This is a genomic window from Cellulosimicrobium sp. Marseille-Q4280, from assembly GCF_943181405.1.
In the GTDB taxonomy this organism is placed as follows: Bacteria; Actinomycetota; Actinomycetes; order Actinomycetales; family Cellulomonadaceae; genus Cellulosimicrobium.
Genome location: NZ_CALPBY010000001.1, coordinates 407,128 through 423,218 on the forward strand (window position 1 = coordinate 407,128; position 16,091 = coordinate 423,218).

The 16,091-nt window shown below is 74.3% G+C and carries 12 protein-coding genes and 1 pseudogene; 10 read left to right on the forward strand and 3 right to left on the reverse strand.

Going from position 1 to position 16,091, the window contains the following annotated elements; genetic code table 11:
* Nucleotides 1–148: 148 nt before the first annotated feature.
* A complete protein-coding gene (locus NFS20_RS01820; protein WP_251150036.1) occupies nt 149–2,164 on the forward strand; it encodes a LamG-like jellyroll fold domain-containing protein in 2,016 nt (671 codons plus the stop codon).
* An 85-nt stretch (nt 2,165–2,249) separates the two neighbouring features.
* Here the strand turns inward: NFS20_RS01820 and NFS20_RS01825 are convergent, their stop codons facing one another.
* Nucleotides 2,250–3,737 carry a DUF4232 domain-containing protein gene (locus NFS20_RS01825; RefSeq protein ID WP_251150037.1) on the reverse strand — a complete coding sequence of 496 codons (1,488 nt, stop codon included), beginning with the start codon at nt 3,735–3,737 and terminating at the stop codon, nt 2,250–2,252.
* A gap of 190 nt (nt 3,738–3,927) precedes the next feature.
* On the opposite strand from NFS20_RS01825, the gene NFS20_RS01830 reads away from it, so the two are divergent.
* From NFS20_RS01830 to NFS20_RS01850, 5 genes and pseudogenes are all read left to right on the forward strand, one after another.
* The gene (locus tag NFS20_RS01830; protein ID WP_251150038.1) at nt 3,928–4,653 is read left to right on the forward strand and encodes a DUF2625 family protein; all 726 of its coding nucleotides are present in this window, start codon (nt 3,928–3,930) and stop codon (nt 4,651–4,653) included.
* A gap of 79 nt (nt 4,654–4,732) precedes the next feature.
* A complete protein-coding gene (locus NFS20_RS01835) occupies nt 4,733–5,503 on the forward strand; it encodes a GntR family transcriptional regulator (protein ID WP_251150039.1) in 771 nt (256 codons plus the stop codon).
* 7 nt (nt 5,504–5,510) lie between these two features.
* Nucleotides 5,511–7,025 (forward strand): annotated as a pseudogene (locus NFS20_RS01840) (MmgE/PrpD family protein); the annotation flags it as partial.
* An 83-nt stretch (nt 7,026–7,108) separates the two neighbouring features.
* Nucleotides 7,109–8,026 (forward strand): methylisocitrate lyase, encoded by a 918-nt coding sequence (prpB, locus tag NFS20_RS01845; RefSeq protein WP_251150041.1) that lies wholly within the window; start codon nt 7,109–7,111, stop codon nt 8,024–8,026.
* Nucleotides 8,027–8,161: 135 nt separating this feature from the next.
* Nucleotides 8,162–9,301 carry a bifunctional 2-methylcitrate synthase/citrate synthase gene (locus tag NFS20_RS01850; RefSeq protein WP_251150042.1) on the forward strand — a complete coding sequence of 380 codons (1,140 nt, stop codon included), beginning with the start codon at nt 8,162–8,164 and terminating at the stop codon, nt 9,299–9,301.
* Between the two features lie 94 nt (nt 9,302–9,395).
* Here NFS20_RS01850 and NFS20_RS01855 read toward each other — a convergent pair whose 3' ends face one another.
* Nucleotides 9,396–10,631 carry an NAD(P)/FAD-dependent oxidoreductase gene (locus NFS20_RS01855; RefSeq protein WP_251150043.1) on the reverse strand — a complete coding sequence of 412 codons (1,236 nt, stop codon included), beginning with the start codon at nt 10,629–10,631 and terminating at the stop codon, nt 9,396–9,398.
* Nucleotides 10,632–10,857: 226 nt separating this feature from the next.
* Here NFS20_RS01855 and NFS20_RS01860 point away from each other — a divergent pair, with 226 nt between their 5' ends.
* The gene (locus NFS20_RS01860) at nt 10,858–11,043 is read left to right on the forward strand and encodes a hypothetical protein (protein ID WP_251150044.1); all 186 of its coding nucleotides are present in this window, start codon (nt 10,858–10,860) and stop codon (nt 11,041–11,043) included.
* A gap of 49 nt (nt 11,044–11,092) precedes the next feature.
* On the opposite strand, the gene NFS20_RS01865 is transcribed toward NFS20_RS01860, so the two are convergent.
* A complete protein-coding gene (locus tag NFS20_RS01865) occupies nt 11,093–11,638 on the reverse strand; it encodes an arsenate reductase/protein-tyrosine-phosphatase family protein (RefSeq protein ID WP_251150045.1) in 546 nt (181 codons plus the stop codon).
* Nucleotides 11,639–11,751: 113 nt separating this feature from the next.
* Here NFS20_RS01865 and NFS20_RS01870 point away from each other — a divergent pair, with 113 nt between their 5' ends.
* The 3 genes from NFS20_RS01870 to NFS20_RS01880 all read left to right on the forward strand — a co-directional run bounded on the left by NFS20_RS01870 (nt 11,752) and on the right by NFS20_RS01880 (nt 16,072).
* Nucleotides 11,752–13,668, forward strand: coding sequence for a DUF4012 domain-containing protein (locus tag NFS20_RS01870; protein WP_251150046.1), 1,917 nt, complete (start codon nt 11,752–11,754; stop codon nt 13,666–13,668).
* 100 nt (nt 13,669–13,768) lie between these two features.
* A complete protein-coding gene (locus NFS20_RS01875; protein ID WP_251150047.1) occupies nt 13,769–14,335 on the forward strand; it encodes a peptidase in 567 nt (188 codons plus the stop codon).
* Nucleotides 14,336–14,536: 201 nt separating this feature from the next.
* The gene (locus tag NFS20_RS01880) at nt 14,537–16,072 is read left to right on the forward strand and encodes a sugar transferase (RefSeq protein ID WP_251150048.1); all 1,536 of its coding nucleotides are present in this window, start codon (nt 14,537–14,539) and stop codon (nt 16,070–16,072) included.
* Nucleotides 16,073–16,091: the final 19 nt, after the last annotated feature.

The window sequence follows — 16,091 nt, forward strand, 5'->3', positions numbered from 1 at the left end:
CCTCCGGGACGGCGCATCCCGTGTCCCGGACGAGGCTGTACAGTCCGCTCACCCGCTGTGACATCGCTGGAGATGCGCTGTGCCGGCGTCGCTGCCGCGGGCCCCGCGCCGAGCACGACGCGGGACGACGGTGTCTGACAGGAGAACGATGAGCGGACGGGTGTGGCGACGGGTGACGGCGGTGGTCGTCGGAGCGGCGTTGCTGGCGGGAGGGCTCGCCGGAACGGCCTCGGCGACGACGGCGGACCCGGGGTCCGAGGCGGACCAGGCTGGGGTGGACGTGGTGGACGTGGTGACCGTCGGGGGTGTGACGACCCCGAGGACCGTGATCCGGTCCGCGGCGCCGCGGACCACCGCAGGCTTCGCCTTCCGTGGGCCGCGCGTGATCGGCGGGTGCACCGCCGGTGCCCTGTGCCAGGCGCTGGGTGAGACCCGGGTCGCCTGGGACTTCTCGTCCGGACTGACGGAGGCCGCGGTCGAGGGCAACCGGATCGTGCGGGCGACGCTCGAGGGGACGGCGAGGCAGAGCGCGGCCTGCCGCACGGCGCCGGTCACGGTGCACGCGGTCGGTGGGATCGACGCGTCGACCAGCTGGTCCACGCACGCGCCGACCTGGGGCGACGTCGTCACGGGTGCCGTGGCCGAGGGCCGGTGCGACCGCTGGGGAGCGGTCACGTGGGACGTGACGGACGCGGTCCGGCAGGGGCTGGACGATCGGCGTGCCGTCGCGCTCGGGCTCTCGGTACCGGCCGGGAGCGGCTCGGCGCTGGTCGGGCCGCAGGCCTCGCTGCGGGTCGAGATCGGCCCGCCCCCGGGCCCGGCCGCGATCGCGCGAGGGACGAGCGATCCGCCCGGCCCGTGCGCGGTGGGCGACGACCGCCCGTCGATCCGCTCGGTGACGCCGTCCCTCGTGGCGGACGTCGAAGGCGTGGGGAACCTCCGTGCGCGTTTCGCGGTGTCGGACGTCGAGGACGGGGTCGAGCTCTGGTCCGCAGAGACCATGCCGCAGATGGCGGGCGGCGGCCCGGTCGTTGTCACTGTCCCGGCCGGTGTCATGGTCGAAGGTCGTGCCTACTCGTGGGACGTCCGCGCGGCGACCCCCACCGGGCCGTGGAGCGCTCCGACGTCGTGCGAGGTCGTCCCGGATCTCACACCGCCGGTCGTCACGCCCGTCGCCACGCCCGTCGAGGGCGAGCCGGCCGTCTACCGCGAGGGCCTCATCTCGGGCGGTGTGGGCATCCCGGGGGCCTTCGTCCTCTCGTCCGACGAGGCCGACGTGAGGATCGCGTACTCGTTCTCCAGCCCGGACGCCCTGGTGAACACCGTCGCTCCGGGGACGCGGGTCGACTTCGCCCCGTCCGCCAACGGTCCCCACACCCTGTACATGCGGGCCGTGGACGGCGCGGGTTGGGTCGGCCCGACCGGGGAGTACCGCTTCCAGGTCGCCAGGACCGCGCCGATGCGTTGGTCGTTCGACGAAGGAACGGGACTCGAGGCCCGGAACGCCGCAGGAACCGGCGCGCTCACGCTGAGCGGACCGGACCTGTGGGGCGACGGCCTGCACGCCGACTTCGCGGCCGATCCCACCGATCGCGCGCTCGTCCTCCGGGGCGGCGAGTCGGCAGCGTGGTCGCAGGTTCCTCTCGTCGCGACCGACAGGAGCTACTCGGTCAGCGCCACCGTCCGGGCGGACGACGCCGGGACGACCCGGGTCGCCGTGAGCCAGGCCGGTGCGCGCACCAGCGCCTTCGCGCTCGGTCAGCGCGAGGACGCCGCGTGCGGCACGCCGTCGGGCTCGTGCTGGGCGTTCTGGACCGCCGGGACCGACGTCGCGGACCCCGAGCTGGCGGTCGCGCTCTCGGGCGTCGAGGTCCGGCCCGGCTCGTGGGTCCGTCTCACCGGGATCCACGACGCGCGGACTCAGGAGAACCGGCTGTACGTGTGCGAGATCGGCACGGTCGACGAGCCCGCCTTCGGAGACGTCGTGCTCGCCGGGACCGCCTCGGGCGCGGGGACGGGATGGGCGTCGGGCGGGGCTCTCCAACTGGGCCGCGGCGGGGTCGCCGGCGCGTGGAGCGACCCGTGGGCAGGCACCGTCGACCGGCTCTCCGTCGCGGACGGGGTTCTGACGGAGAGCGACATGTTCCGCGAGTGCTACTCCTGAGCGCCAGGTATCCGCGGGAGGGTGGTCGGCCCTGACCGGCCGCGGCCGGCGGGCGCGCCGCTGACGAGGATCCCGCCCGGTGGGCTCACGGCTCACCGGGCGGGACCCACGCCGCCCACGGGGTGACGGTCGCGGTCGCGCCGTCGAGAAGGTCGAGGCCGGTCTCGGCGCCCGGGACGTCGGCGAACGGGACGACGCTCTCCGGCGTCCCGGGTACGGGTGCGACGAGCAGGCTCGTCACGAGCGCGGGTCCGTCGGCCGTGGGACCCCCGCGCCACGACAGCGTCGACTGCGCGAGGTCACCCGGCGCGAGCGTGACCGGTGACCCGACGGCGATCGCGTCGGGCTCGACCAGCACCTCCTGCTCGCTCCCGTCGGACGCGACGAACCGCAGCACCGGGCTGCCGGCGAGCACGCACGGGGCGTCGTCGTCGTTGCGCGCCGTGACGGCGAGGAAGCGGCGGCCGAGGGCGGCGTCGAACCACGCGGCGTCGAGCGTCAGGAGGCCGACCGCGCACGTCGTGCCGTCGGCCGGGACACCGGGGACGGACCCGCCGACGTACCCGGACCGGACGCTCGCGCCGCCGTCCTCCGCCGTGCCGTGGACCTGGTAGCCGAGCGGGTCCGCGCCGTACGTCGCCTCGTCGAGCCACCGGGCGACGGGAGCGGGGTCGCCCGAGCCGTACGCGGTCAGGAGGGGAGTGCCCGGCAGCACCGGCCGGCGCACCTCGTAGAGGACGGTGTCGACGCCCGGCCGGGCCGACGTGCCCGCGACGAGCGTCAGCAGCACGTCGTCGGGCACGGTGGTGCCGTCCGGCCCCAGGGCGAGGTTCACGGCGTACCCGGAGGTTCCCATCGCGGTCAGCCCACGGCCCTCGGCACGGACCGCCCCCGCCACGGGGACCAGGTCGGCGGCGTCGGCGACCTCGACGGACGCGCTCCCCGGTTCGAGCGCGACGCCGCGCACCCCGTCGACCGCGACGAGGCGGACCGCGTAGGCGACGGGGTCTTCGCCGAGGAGGTCCGGTGACGGGTCTCCGGTGGCGGGGTCGGTCCCGCGCGTGCCGCGGGCGACCGTCCCGTCGACGACCTGGAGCGTCGCGCCCGAGGCCGTAGTCCCGGAGAGACGCAACGACCACTCCGCGCCGCCGCGTGAGGCGGCGAGGATCTCGCGGGCGTCGTCGGCCGTGCGCTGCGCCGCCTCGGGGGCGGGGAGCGGGGTGTCGAGCGTGATCTCTGCCGAGGCGCCGCTGTACGCGTCCATCCGGGCGTCCGCGACGCCGGGCAGCGCGGCGAGCAGCGCCGTGGTGTCCTCGACCCAGCGCGTCGGGTCCTGCCCCTGCGGACCGGACCCCGTCGACGGCTCGGGCGAGGTCGTGGTCGGTGCGCCCTCGCCCGCGGTCGCCGTGGCGCGGAGCAACCCGGGCGCGACGAGAGTAGCGGTGACGGCGAGACCGACGCCGACGAGTCCGGCGACGACGGCCACCGCACCGCGGGTCCCGCGCGGGGGACGGCCTCCTGCGGCGTCGGCGTCACCGCTGGTCGGGGGAGGCGGTGTGCGCTCGTCGTCCACGGCGCCGACGGTACCGGCGACGGTCCGCCGCGGACCACCCTCTGGCAGGTCTGCGCAGGTCGCACGCCGACCCTTCACGGGAAGCGGTCCTGGGGGAGCTTCAGGGCACGGGCGGACCTCTCGGACACAACGACCAGAAATTCCCATACCAGGATTCACGCACCGCGGCAACACGTGGCATGATCCGGCCATGACAGTGCGGACGGCAGCGGAGCTCGCCGCGGTCGACGACCCCGCGTGGCCGACGCTCGCCCGGATGCTCGGGCGTGCCGGGGTGGACGTCGTCCCTGCGCCGGCGTGGTCGCTGGAGGTCCTCTACCGGCTCCAGGTCACCGTCCGTTCGACCTTGGGAGCGCTCGCACTGCACACCGGGGGGGTCCTGGTCGACGGCGGGTGGCTGCGCCTGCTCGGCGGCGGCGGCGCGGGTCTACCCGACCTCGCGAGCGTCAACGGGCTGGGCGAGCCCGGTGAGGACACCGCCGTGCCGTCGGTGCTCGTCGTCGCGTACGACGTCCTGGGCGGGACGTTCGCCATCAACGGTGGCGGCCTGGCCGGTCCGCTGGGGAACGTGCACTGGTTCGCGCCCGACGTCCTCGACTGGGTCGATCTCGGCTTCGGCCAGGCGGCGTTCCTCGAGTGGGCCGTGAGCGGCGGCACGGCCGACCTCTACGACCGGCTGCGCTGGCCCGGCTGGTACGGCGAGATCGGCGCCGTCGGCCTGGACGAGGGGCTGAGCGTCTACCCGCCGCTATGGTCGGAGGAGGGTCGCGACGTCGCGCGCGCCTCCCGGACGGCCGTGCCGCTCGGCGAGCTCGTGAACTGGCACTTCGAGATGGCCGAGCGCATGGCTCCCGTCGAGGACGGCGTCGACGACACCCCGCAGGGCGGCTACGCGGGCTGGACCGCGGGCCCGTAGGCGGGCCGCCACGAGACCTCCGTGCTCGGAGCGCCGCGCATCTGTATACAAGTGCGCAGCCGTGTGCCACGATGGCGACGTGACGACGACGCCCGTGCCGGCCGCCCTCCTCCGGGCCGAGCCCCTCGGTGGCGCGCGACGGCAGTCCGGGGCGCGCGCGGTCTACGACCTGCTCCGGACGCGCATCATCGACGGAACCCTCGCCCCCGGCGAGCGGCTCACCGAACCCGTGCTCTCCGCGCAGCTCGGCGTCTCGAGGACGCCGGTCCGCGAGGCCCTGCGTCTGCTCCAGGCCGAGGCGCTCGTCGTCGAGCTCCCGACCGGAGGCGTGCGCGTCGCGCCGCTCGACCTCGCCGACGCGCGTCGCGTGTACGAGGTCCGCGCGCGGCTCGAGGGCCTGCTCGCGCGGGACGCGTGCGAACGGGCCCGGCCCGACGACGTCGCCCGCCTCGAGCGCCTCGTGACCCTCATGGACGCGGTCCGCGACCACGAGGACGAGGTGCTGCGTGTCGGCGCCCAGTTCCACGGCGAGATCGAGGCGCTCGCGGACAACCGCTGGTGCTCCGCGCTGCTGCGTCAGATCCGCGGGCACGTCGACCGGTACCGCACGCTCGCCGCCCGCGGGCGCGTCGGCACGACCGATCACGTGGACGAGCACCGCGCGGTCGCCGCCGCCTTCGCCGGTGGCGACGCCCCTGCGGCCGAGGCCGCGATGGTCGCCCACATCGACCGCAGCGCGGCCCTCGCGGAGCAGGCGTTGCGTGCGACGACCGCCGACGTGTCCTCCGCGCCCGACGTGTCCCCGACCGCCCCTCCGACGACCGACTCCTCCACGACCGACGAGAGCTGAGCCAGCGATGCCGTACACCCACCACCTGCGCGTCTACCCCAGCGCCGAGCCGCTCGACCGCACGGACCAGCTCGCGTGGAAGCTCGCCGAGCTCGCGACCGACCCGGTCGAGGTCACGCCTGAGGTCGCGGACATGGTGATCAACCGCGTCATCGACAACGCCGCGGTCGCCGCCGCGAGCCTGACCCGCAGCCCCGCGGTGTCCGCGCGCGGCCAGGCGCTCGCCCACCCGTACACGCCCGGTGCCACCGTCCTCGGGTGCGACCTCGCGACCCGCACGAGCCCCGAGTGGGCGGCGTGGGCCAACGGCGTCGCGGTGCGCGAGCTCGACTTCCACGACACGTTCCTCGCCGCGGAGTACTCGCACCCCGGTGACAACATCCCGCCGGTCCTCGCGGTCGCGCAGCACGCCGGGGTCGACGGCGCGGCACTCGTGCGCGGCATCGTCACCGGGTACGAGATCCAGGTCGACCTGGTCCGGGCGATCTCGCTGCACCGGCACAAGATCGACCACGTCGCGCACCTCGGCCCGTCTGCCGCGGCCGGCATCGGGACGATGCTCGGCCTGGACACGACCACGGTCTTCCAGGCGATCGGCCAGGCGCTGCACACGACGACGGCCACACGACAGTCCCGCAAGGGGCAGATCTCGACCTGGAAGGCGCACGCCCCCGCGTTCGCCGGCAAGGTCGCGGTCGAGGCCGTGGACCGCGCGATGCGCGGCCAGACGTCGCCCGAGCCGATCTACGAGGGGGAGGACGGCGTGGTCGCGTGGCTCCTCGACGGCCCCGACGCGGCGTACGACGTCGTGCTCCCGGAGCCCGGCGAGCCGCGGACCGCGATCCTCGACACGTACACCAAGGAGCACTCCGCGGAGTACCAGTCGCAGGCGCTCATCGACCTCGCGCGCGCCCTGCACGACGAGCACCCGTGGCTCGCCGACCCCGCGAACGTCGCGAGCGTCGTCATCCACACGAGCCACCACACGCACTTCGTCATCGGGTCGGGCGCGAACGACCCGCAGAAGTACGACCCGACGGCGTCGCGCGAGACGCTCGACCACTCGATCCCGTACATCTTCGCGGTCGCGCTGCAGGACGGCGGGTGGCACCACGTCGACTCCTACGCGCCCGAGCGGGCCGCACGCCCCGACACCGTCGAGCTGTGGGGCCGGATCACGACGGCCGAGGACCCGGAGTGGACCCGCCGGTACCACGCGACCGACCCCGCCGAGAAGGCGTTCGGCGGTCGTGTCGAGATCGAGCTGGCCGACGGCGGCCGCATCGTCCGGGAGATCGCCGTCGCCGACGCGCACCCGCTCGGAGCCCGGCCGTTCGGCCGCGCCCAGTACGTGAAGAAGTTCCGCACGCTCGCCGCGGGCGTCCTCGAGGAGACCGAGATCGAGCGCTTCCTCGCCCTCGCCGAGCGGTTGCCGTCGCTGGACCCGGCCGAGGTCCGCGAGCTGACGATCGTCGGCCGGCCCGGCCTGCTCGACTCCGTGCCCACGCCGACCGGGCTCTTCGAGCTCGGCCGCGACACCCCGCCGGCCGACGTCGAGGGCGAGGGCTTCACGATGCACGAGCCGACCGAGGGAGAGGGCGCCTGATGCTGTACAGCCAGGTGACGCCGTCGGACAAGCGACGGACCTTCCGCGAGGCGCTCGCGACGGCCCGCAGCACGGGCGAGCCGCTGCGGCTCCCCGGCGCGTTCAACCCGCTCTCGGCGCGGCTGATCCAGGACAAGGGCTTCGAGGGGGTGTACGTGTCCGGGGCCGTGCTGTCCGCCGACCTCGGGCTGCCCGACATCGGCCTCACGACCCTCACCGAGGTCGCGGGGCGCTCGCAGCAGATCGCGCGCGTCACCGACCTGCCCGCGCTCGTCGACGCGGACACGGGCTTCGGCGAGCCGATGAACGTGGCCCGCACGGTCCAGACGCTCGAGGACGCCGGGGTCGCGGGCGCCCACGTCGAGGACCAGGTCAACCCCAAGCGGTGCGGCCACCTCGACGGCAAGGAGGTCGTCGGGCTCGACGAGGCCGCGAAGCGCGTGCGGGCCGCCGTCGACGCGCGCCGCGACCCGGGGTTCGTCGTCATGGCGCGCACCGACGTGCGCGGGACGGTGCCGGGTCCGGAGGGCCTGCGCGTCGCGATCGACCGCGCGAGAGCGCTCGTCGACGCCGGCGCGGACGCGATCTTCCCCGAGGCGATGAAGGACCTCGGAGAGTTCGAGGCCGTCGCCTCCGCCGTGGACGTGCCGGTGCTCGCCAACATGACCGAGTTCGGCAAGTCCGAGCTCTTCACGCGGCGACAGCTCGGTGACGCGGGCGTCGCCCTGATCATCTACCCGGTGACGCTCCTGAGGGTCGCGATGGGCGCGGCCGAGCGGGCGCTCGACGAGATCGCAGAGAGCGGAGGCCAGGGCTCCCTCGTCGCTGGCATGCAGACCCGCGCGCGGCTCTACGAGCTCCTCGACTACGCCGCCTACAACCAGTTCGACGAGGGCATCTTCACCTACCGGCCCTAGCGTGTCAGGGCCGCAGACCACCCCGGTGTCCTGCAGCCCTGACACCTGGGTCGGCTCCTGCTCGCGTCAGGTCCACGGATCACCCCGGTGACCCGTCGCCCTGACAACCCGACTGCCTCACGAAGGAGTGACTGCATGAGCACCCCCGCCAGCACCACCACCGCCGACGGGCCCGAGATCCGCAAGGGTCTCGCGGGCGTCGTCGTCGACGTCACGGCCGTCTCGAAGGTGAACCCCGAGACGAACTCGCTGCTGTACCGCGGCTACCCCGTGCAGGACCTCGCCGCGCGCCGCTCCTTCGAGGAGGTCGCGTACCTCCTGTGGCACGGCGACCTCCCGACCCCCGAGCAGCTCTCCGAGCAGACCGCCGCCGAGCGGGCGCACCGCGCGCTGCCGGGGAACGTGCGCAACGCGATCCTCGAGCTGCCGACGACGTGCCATCCCATGGACGTGTGCCGCACCGCGGTGTCGCAGCTCGGCGCGCACGACCCCGACGCCGAGGACTCCTCGCCCGAGGCCGAGCAGGCGAAGGCGCTGCGCCTGTGGGCGGCACTGCCCGCGGTCGTCGCGCTGGACCAGCGTCGCCGGCGCGGCCTGCAGCTCGTCGAGCCGCGCGACGACCTCGGCTACGCCGAGAACTTCTTGTGGATGACGTTCGGCGAGGAGCCTGACGCCGCCGTGGTGCGCGCGTTCGAGGTGTCGATGGTCCTGTACGCAGAGCACTCGTTCAACGCCTCGACGTTCACCGCACGCGTCATCACGTCGACGCTCTCCGACCTGCACTCCGCCGTCACCGGCGCGATCGGCGCGCTCAAGGGTCCGCTGCACGGCGGCGCCAACGAAGCCGTCATGGCGACGTTCGCCGAGATCGGATCGGCCGACAGGGCCGCGGCCTGGCTCGACGACGCGCTCGCGAGCAAGCGCAAGATCATGGGCTTCGGCCACCGCGTCTACAAGCACGGCGACTCCCGCGTGCCGACCATGCGCGCGACGCTCGACGCCCTCGTCGAGCACTACGACCGGCCGGACCTCCTCGAGCTGTACACGGCCCTCGAGACCGCCATGACCGAGCGCAAGAACATCCTGCCGAACCTCGACTACCCCGCCGGTCCGGCCTACCACCTCATGGGCTTCGACACCCCGATGTTCACGCCGCTGTTCGTCGCGTCGCGCGTCGTCGGCTGGACCGCGCACGTCATGGAGCAGCGCGCCGCCAACGCGCTGATCCGGCCGCTCAGCGAGTACGTCGGCGAGGCGCAGCGCGACGTGCCCTGACTCGCCGAGCACGACCTGAGAGTCGCCAGAGCGTCGAGAGCGACCCTCAGATCGTGCTCGACCGCGTGCGGGGTCGTGCTCGGCAGCCGGACGCTCAGCCGACGAAGGACTCCAGCTCGGCGCGGTCGACCGGGCCGTCGCGGTGGACGAGCGCCTTGACGTCGTCCATGCGCTCCCACACGTTCACCGCCATGCCGGCCTCGACGCGGCCGTCCTTGACCCAGAACGCGACGAGCTCGCGGTCGGCGACGGACCCGCTCACGACGACCTGGTCGTAGGCGTCCGGTCCGGCGACGAACCCGAGGTACTCCATCCCGACGTCGTACTGGTCGGAGAAGAAGTACGGCAGCTCGGGGTACGGGTCCGTCGCGCCGAGCATCGCGCGGGCGGCGTGCGGGCCCTGGTTGAGGGCCGTCGCCCAGTGCTCGACCCGGATCGACCGGCCGTAGCGGGCGTAGGGCACGCTCGCGACGTCTCCCGCGACGAACACGTCCGGGTCGGTGGTCTGCAGCGTCGCGGAGGCGACGACCCCGCCCGTCCCGGAGTCGATCGCGAGGCCCGCGGCCTCCGCCAGGCCGACGTTGGGCACCGCGCCGACGGCGACGAGCACCACGTCGGCGTCGACGTGCGTCCCGTCCGCGAGCGCGACGCCGGTCACCGCCCCCTCGCTGCCCGTGATCGCCACCGCCTGGGCGCGCCTGTGCAGGTGCACCCCGTGCTCGACGTGGAGCTGTCCGTAGAGCTCGCCCATCTCCGGGCCGAGCACGCGCTCGAGCGGGTGCGCGCCGAGACCGACGACGCTGACGTCCATCCCCGTCGAGCGCGCCGAGGCCGCGACCTCCAGCCCGATCCACCCGTCGCCGACGATCGCGAGCCGGCCCGCGCCCTCGCGCGCCGAGGCCTCGAACGTCGCGGCGAGCCTCTCGCTGTCCTCGAGCGTGCGCAGCTCGTGGACGCCGTCGAGGTCGATGCCGGGTACGGGCAGGCGCCGGGGCTCGGACCCGGTCGCGAGCAGCAGGGTGCCGTAGGGGATCGTGCGGCCGTCGGCGAGGGTCACGCTCCGCGCCGTCACGTCGACGGCCGCCGCGCTCGTACCGGTGAGCAGCTCGACGTCGTGCTCGGCGTACCAGGACTCGTCGAGCGGGAAGACGGAGTCGCGCTCGACCTCGCCGCGCAGGTAGTCCTTCGAGAGCGGCGGGCGCTCGTACGGTCGGTGCGGCTCGCGCGCGACGATCCGCACGTCGCCGTCGAACCCCTCGTCGCGCAGCGTCTCGACGGCCTTGGCGGCGGCGAGACCGCCCCCGACGACGACGATCGTCCCTGCGGCCACGATGCCCTCCCTCTTCCGGGGTTCCTCCGACGCCCTCAGTCTCTCGCGCGGGTCGCCCCGCCGCCCGACGCGTTCCCGAGAGGTTTCGCGGCCAGGTCCGGCGGGTGAACTTTGTCGCTCCGGGCACCGGATATAGCGGGACACAGAGGGCAAACATCCTGCCGCCGCGGAATCTGAACAACCGTCCAAGATGTGCAGTCGTGCGCACGCGTTGCACCATGTGCACATGCTCTGGGTGACGGTCGGTTGGGTGATGGTCGTCGTCGGGGCAGCAGCGGCGATCCTCTTCGCGCGCCGGGCCGGTCGACGGCCCTCCTCGGGCGCAGACGGCCTCGCGGTCGGCTGCGGCGGTGGCGTGGCGTTGTGGGGCGGGATCGTCGTGATCGTCGCCACGGTCCTCCAGGGACCGTGACGACGCGCCGGCCTTCCTCCCGCGCAGGGGGCTGGGAGGAAGGTCGGCATCACCCGCGCAGGGCCGCCGTCAGGCCCGCGACCTGCTCCCGGACGTGCGCGAACACCCGCGAGTGGACGTCCTCGGGTCGGCCGTAGGGATCCTCCACGTCCGCTGCACGGGCGCCGCCGAGCGCGGCCCGGGTACGACCCGCCGACGCGACGACCGCCCGCAGCCGCGCCGCGTCGCCGGCCTCCCGGGGGGACTGCGCCGGCGTGTGCTCGGCGAGCGCCACCAGCTCGGTGAGGAGGAAGGTCCTGCGCAGCGCGCCCGGTGCGAGCTCCAGCACGGCGGCCCGGTGGGTGGCAGTCATCGTCACCACGACGTCGCTCTCGTCGACGAGCGACCGCGTCAGCGCGCGCGCGGCGAACGGCACGGGCGCCACCCCGACGTCCGAGAGCCGGCGCGCGACCGGTTCGGCGACGGGCGCGCCGACGACGGCGCGCGTCCCGGCGCTCGACACCGCGACGGTGCCGTCGAGCGCGGCGGCCAGCATCAGGTGCGCTGCCGGGGACCGGCAGATGTTCCCGGTGCACACGACGAGCAGATCAAGCACGAGCGACCTTCCTCCGCCGACCGAGAGGGCGGGGTCTCGAGGGCGTGGTTAATGTAGCGCGAGCGGTCGCGCCCTGCCGGGCGCGGCTCAGGGGGCGAGTCGCAGGGGGCGGCATGGTGCACGACGGCTGGGGTCCACGATGGGCGGGCGCGACGCCCGCGGTCGACGTCGCGGAGCGTCCGCTCCCACCGGCCCGAGGGCACCGGCCCCCGGAGCGCGTCGCGCCGGCAGGGTCCCGGCGCCGCCGCACGCGGCGCGCGGTCGTCGCCGGGGTCCTCGTCCTCGTCGTGGTCGTCGTCGCCTGGCTGGCGTGGCTCGCCGCCGACGTGCTGCGCGCTCGCGACGCGCTCGAGCGCGCGGCGGACCGCCTGCCCGTGCTGCAGGAGCAGGTCGAGGGCGGCGAGGACGCGTCGGCGACGCTCGCCGAGGTCCAGGAGGCCGCGTCGACCGCCGCGGCGTCGACCCGGGGGCCGCACTGGCGGGTCGCCCAGGCCCTGCCCGTGGTGGGGGACGACGCGCGTGCGGTCGGCCTGCTCGCCGCCGCCGTCGACCGCCTCGCCGCGGACGCGCTGCCCCGCCTCGCCGCCGCCGCGGAGGTCGCGGTCCCCGAACGTCTCGCCCCGCGGGGCGGTGCGGTCGACCTCGCCCCGATCCAGGAGGCGCAGGCAGACGTGCTCGCGGCCGACGCCGCCGTCTCCTCCGCGCTGGAGACCGTCACGGCCATCGACACCACCACGCTCGTCCCCCAGCTCGCCGGACCGGTGGGCGACCTCCGCGGCCAGCTGGCCGACGTCCGCGCGTCGACCGCGACGGCGGCTCGCGCCGTCGACCTGCTCCCGCCCATGCTCGGTGCCGACCGGCCGCGCGACTACCTCGTGCTGGTCCAGAACAACGCCGAGCCGCGCGCGGTCGGCGGCATCGCGGGGTCGGTGCTGCACCTGAGGGCCGAGGACGGCAGGGTCGGGCTCGTCGAGGTCCGGCCCGGCAACGAGCTCGGCGGGTACGAGGCGAGCGTCGTCGACCTCGCGGGCGCGGAGGAGGCGTTGTTCGGGGACGATCTCGGGCGCTTCATGCTCAACGCCACGTCCACGCCGGACTTCCCCCGCGTCGCGCAGGTCGCGCGGTCGATCTGGGCGGACCGCACCGGGCAGACCGTCGACGGCGTCCTCGCCGTCGACCCGGTCGCGCTGCAGGGCCTGCTGGCTGCCACGGGGCCGGTGAGCTTCGCCGATCCCGGTGGTGCCGAGGTGACGATCACGGGGGACGACGCCGCGTCGTTCCTGCTCAACGGCGTCTACCGGCAGTACGAGGACCCGACGGTGCAGGACGTCGTCCTCGCCGGTGCGGCCGACGCCGTGTTCCGCGCGCTGACCGACCCCACGTCGGCGGACCCCGCCCGGCTCGTCGGCGCGCTCGCGCAGTCGGCGCGCGAGGGGCGGCTGCTCGTCTGGTCGGCGGACGCGGACGAGCAGGAACGCCTCGCCGGGACCGTCCTGTCAGGAGAGCTCGAGGGCTCCACCCGCGCACCCACCGGCGAGGCGTCGCCCGTCGTCGGGGTCTACCTCAACGCGTCGTCCGCGGCGAAGGTGGGGTACTACCTCGACACGTCCGTCGCGATCGAGGACGTGACGTGCCGACCCGACGGGTCGCAGCAGTTCACGGCCGCCGTGACGCTCACGTCGACCCTCACGGCCGACGACGCGGCGACGCTGCCGGGCTACGTGACGGGGGCGCGTGACGGCGACGGCACGATCCGCACCAACCTGCTCGTGTACGCGCCGTCGTACGGCGCGATCCGCGGTACGGACGGTGGCGAGGGTGATCTTGGTCTCTTCTCCCAGGTGCACGACGGCCTCGTCGTCGGCGGGCGCAGCGTGACGCTGCCGCCCGGTGGATCGGCGACTTTCCGCTACGAGATCGTGAGCGGGAAGGACCAGCGCGGGGATGTTTCCGTGCGGAAAACTCCTGGTGTCCGTTCCACGTCGGACACCGTTCCGACTTCCGAGTGTGGAGAGAGTGTGTTCTCCTGATGTCGCACGGCAGGGGGCCGTCGACGGGACGCGAGCGTCCCACGACGGGGTGGCGTGTCCGCTGGTCCCTTGCACCGTTCACACAGCAGGGGGCCAAGACATGAACATCCGACGTACCGGAGCGACGCTCCTCCTCACCGCCGCGCTCGCCGCGGCACCCGCCGCAGCGGCCATCGCCTACGAGGCCGACGAGTTCGAGGTCGGCATCTCGACGACGACACCCGCGCCGGGCGAGTCGTTCACCGTCACGGTGGGCGGGCCCGCGGGCAACCCGACGATCACGCTCACCATCACCTCGCCGGACGTGCCCGACGGTGCGATCTCCATCGCCGGCACCAAGGCGCTGACGAAGAACACCACGGACGGTTTCGCGTCGTTCACGGTGACCCTCGCGGAGCCCGGGACGTTCTCCGTCGTCGCGACGGACGCCGACGGCACCGTCCTGTCCACGCAGCAGGTCGTCGTGGCGTCCGACGCCGCGGGCGGCGGCAGCGGGACCGGCGGCGACGGCGCGGGAGCCAGCGGCTCGACGGGCTCGGGCGGCTCCGGGCTCGCGGAGACCGGCTCCGACGACGTGCTGCTCCTGGGCGGGGCGGCGCTCCTCGTCGCCGGCGGTGCCACGGCGGTCGTCGTGGCGCGCAACCGCCGCGCCGCGAACCGGGCCTGACGGCGGGCGGCGCCCACCGACAGGTGGGCGCCGCCGCCACATCTCTCACGGACCGATCCGTCGGTCCGCTCCGGCCCGGGACGATGACGTCCAGATCCGGGTCATCATCATCTCGGTACGCGCAGGCGCGTGGTCCCAGCCGTTCGTGGCGGGCCCGCGTCCTTGTGGCGTTGCCGCAGCACGGACGTCGCGGGGGGCACCATGACGTTGGAGAAGGATCAGGAGATCGGTCCGGTCGACATCGATCGCACCGCACCGGCGGACGACGCACCGCGCGCCGTCTCGCCGTTCGACACCGGACAGCTCGTCCGGATCGCGCTCGGCGCCTACCGGCGGCCGGGCTGGAAGACGCGGCTCGTGCGGCGGGTCGCGCTCGTCGACACCGTCGCGGTCCTCGTGGCGATCGCGACGGCGTACCTCGTCCGGTTCGACGGGATCGGCGGGACGACGCTCGACCTGCAGTACCTCGCCATCTCGCTCGGGCTGCTCGCCGCGTGGCTGACCGCGCTGCGCATGGCGTTCTCGCGCGAGGGCCGGCTCCTCGGGACCGGCGCGCCGGAGTACGCCCGGGTGGTCAACGCGACGGTGGCGGTGTTCGGCCTCGTGGCGATCGTCGCCTACCTCGTGAAGTACGACCTCGCCCGCGGCTACGTCGCGATCGCGCTCCCGGTCGGGCTCGTGCTGCTGCTCCTCGGGCGGTACGCCTCACGGCGGCGCCTCGTCAGGCTCCGGGAGCAGGGCCGCTGCCGCTCCAAGACCGTCGTCGTCGGCGGGCGCGAGGGTGCGGCACACCTCGTCGAGGAGCTGCGCAGGGCCAGCCACACCGGGTACGAGGTCGTGGGGGTGTGCGTGCCCGGCGGGCCGATCCAGCCCTCGGAGCGCGTGGCGGGCGTGCCCGTCGTCGGTGACGTCGGCGACGCCGCGCGGCTCGTCGAGCCCCTGCGCGCCGACACCGTCATGGTGACGGGCTCGGACCTCGTCACCCCGCGGACCGTCAAGCGGCTCGCGTGGGACCTCGAGCCCTGGGGCGCGGACCTCGTCCTCGCCCCCGCCCTCACCGACGTCGCCGGCCCGCGCATCCGGACGCGACCCGTCGCCGGGCTGCCGCTGCTCCACGTGGAGGCACCGGGGTACTCCGGCCCGCAGCACGTGCTCAAGCGGACGTTCGACGTCGTCGGGGCGCTCGTGCTCATCGCGCTCTTCTCGGTGCCGCTGGTCGCGACCGCGATCGCGATCACGGCGACCAGCCGCGGCCCCGTCCTCTTCCGGCAGGAGCGCGTCGGCCTGCAGGGCGAGCCGTTCACCGTGCTGAAGTTCCGCTCCATGGTGGTCGACGCCGAGTCGCGACTCGAGGACGTCCTCGGGAAGGGGAACGTCGGCGTCTTCTACAAGCCGAAGGTCGACCCACGCGTCACGTCGGTCGGACGCTTCATCCGCCGGTACTCGATCGACGAGCTCCCGCAGCTGTTCAACGTGCTCGGCGGCTCGATGAGCCTCGTCGGGCCGCGGCCGCAGGTCGCGCTGGAGGTGGACCAGTACGACGACGAGATCGGCCGCCGGCTCCTCGTCAAGCCCGGCCTCACCGGGCTGTGGCAGGTGTCCGGGCGCAACGACCTCACGCTCGACGAGAGCGTGCGGCTCGACCTCTACTACGTGGAGAACTGGACGATGGCGGGGGACCTGCTCATCCTGCTGCGGACCCTGCGAGCGGTGGTGGGGCGTGACGGTGCGTACTGAGCGACCTGCCACGCACCAC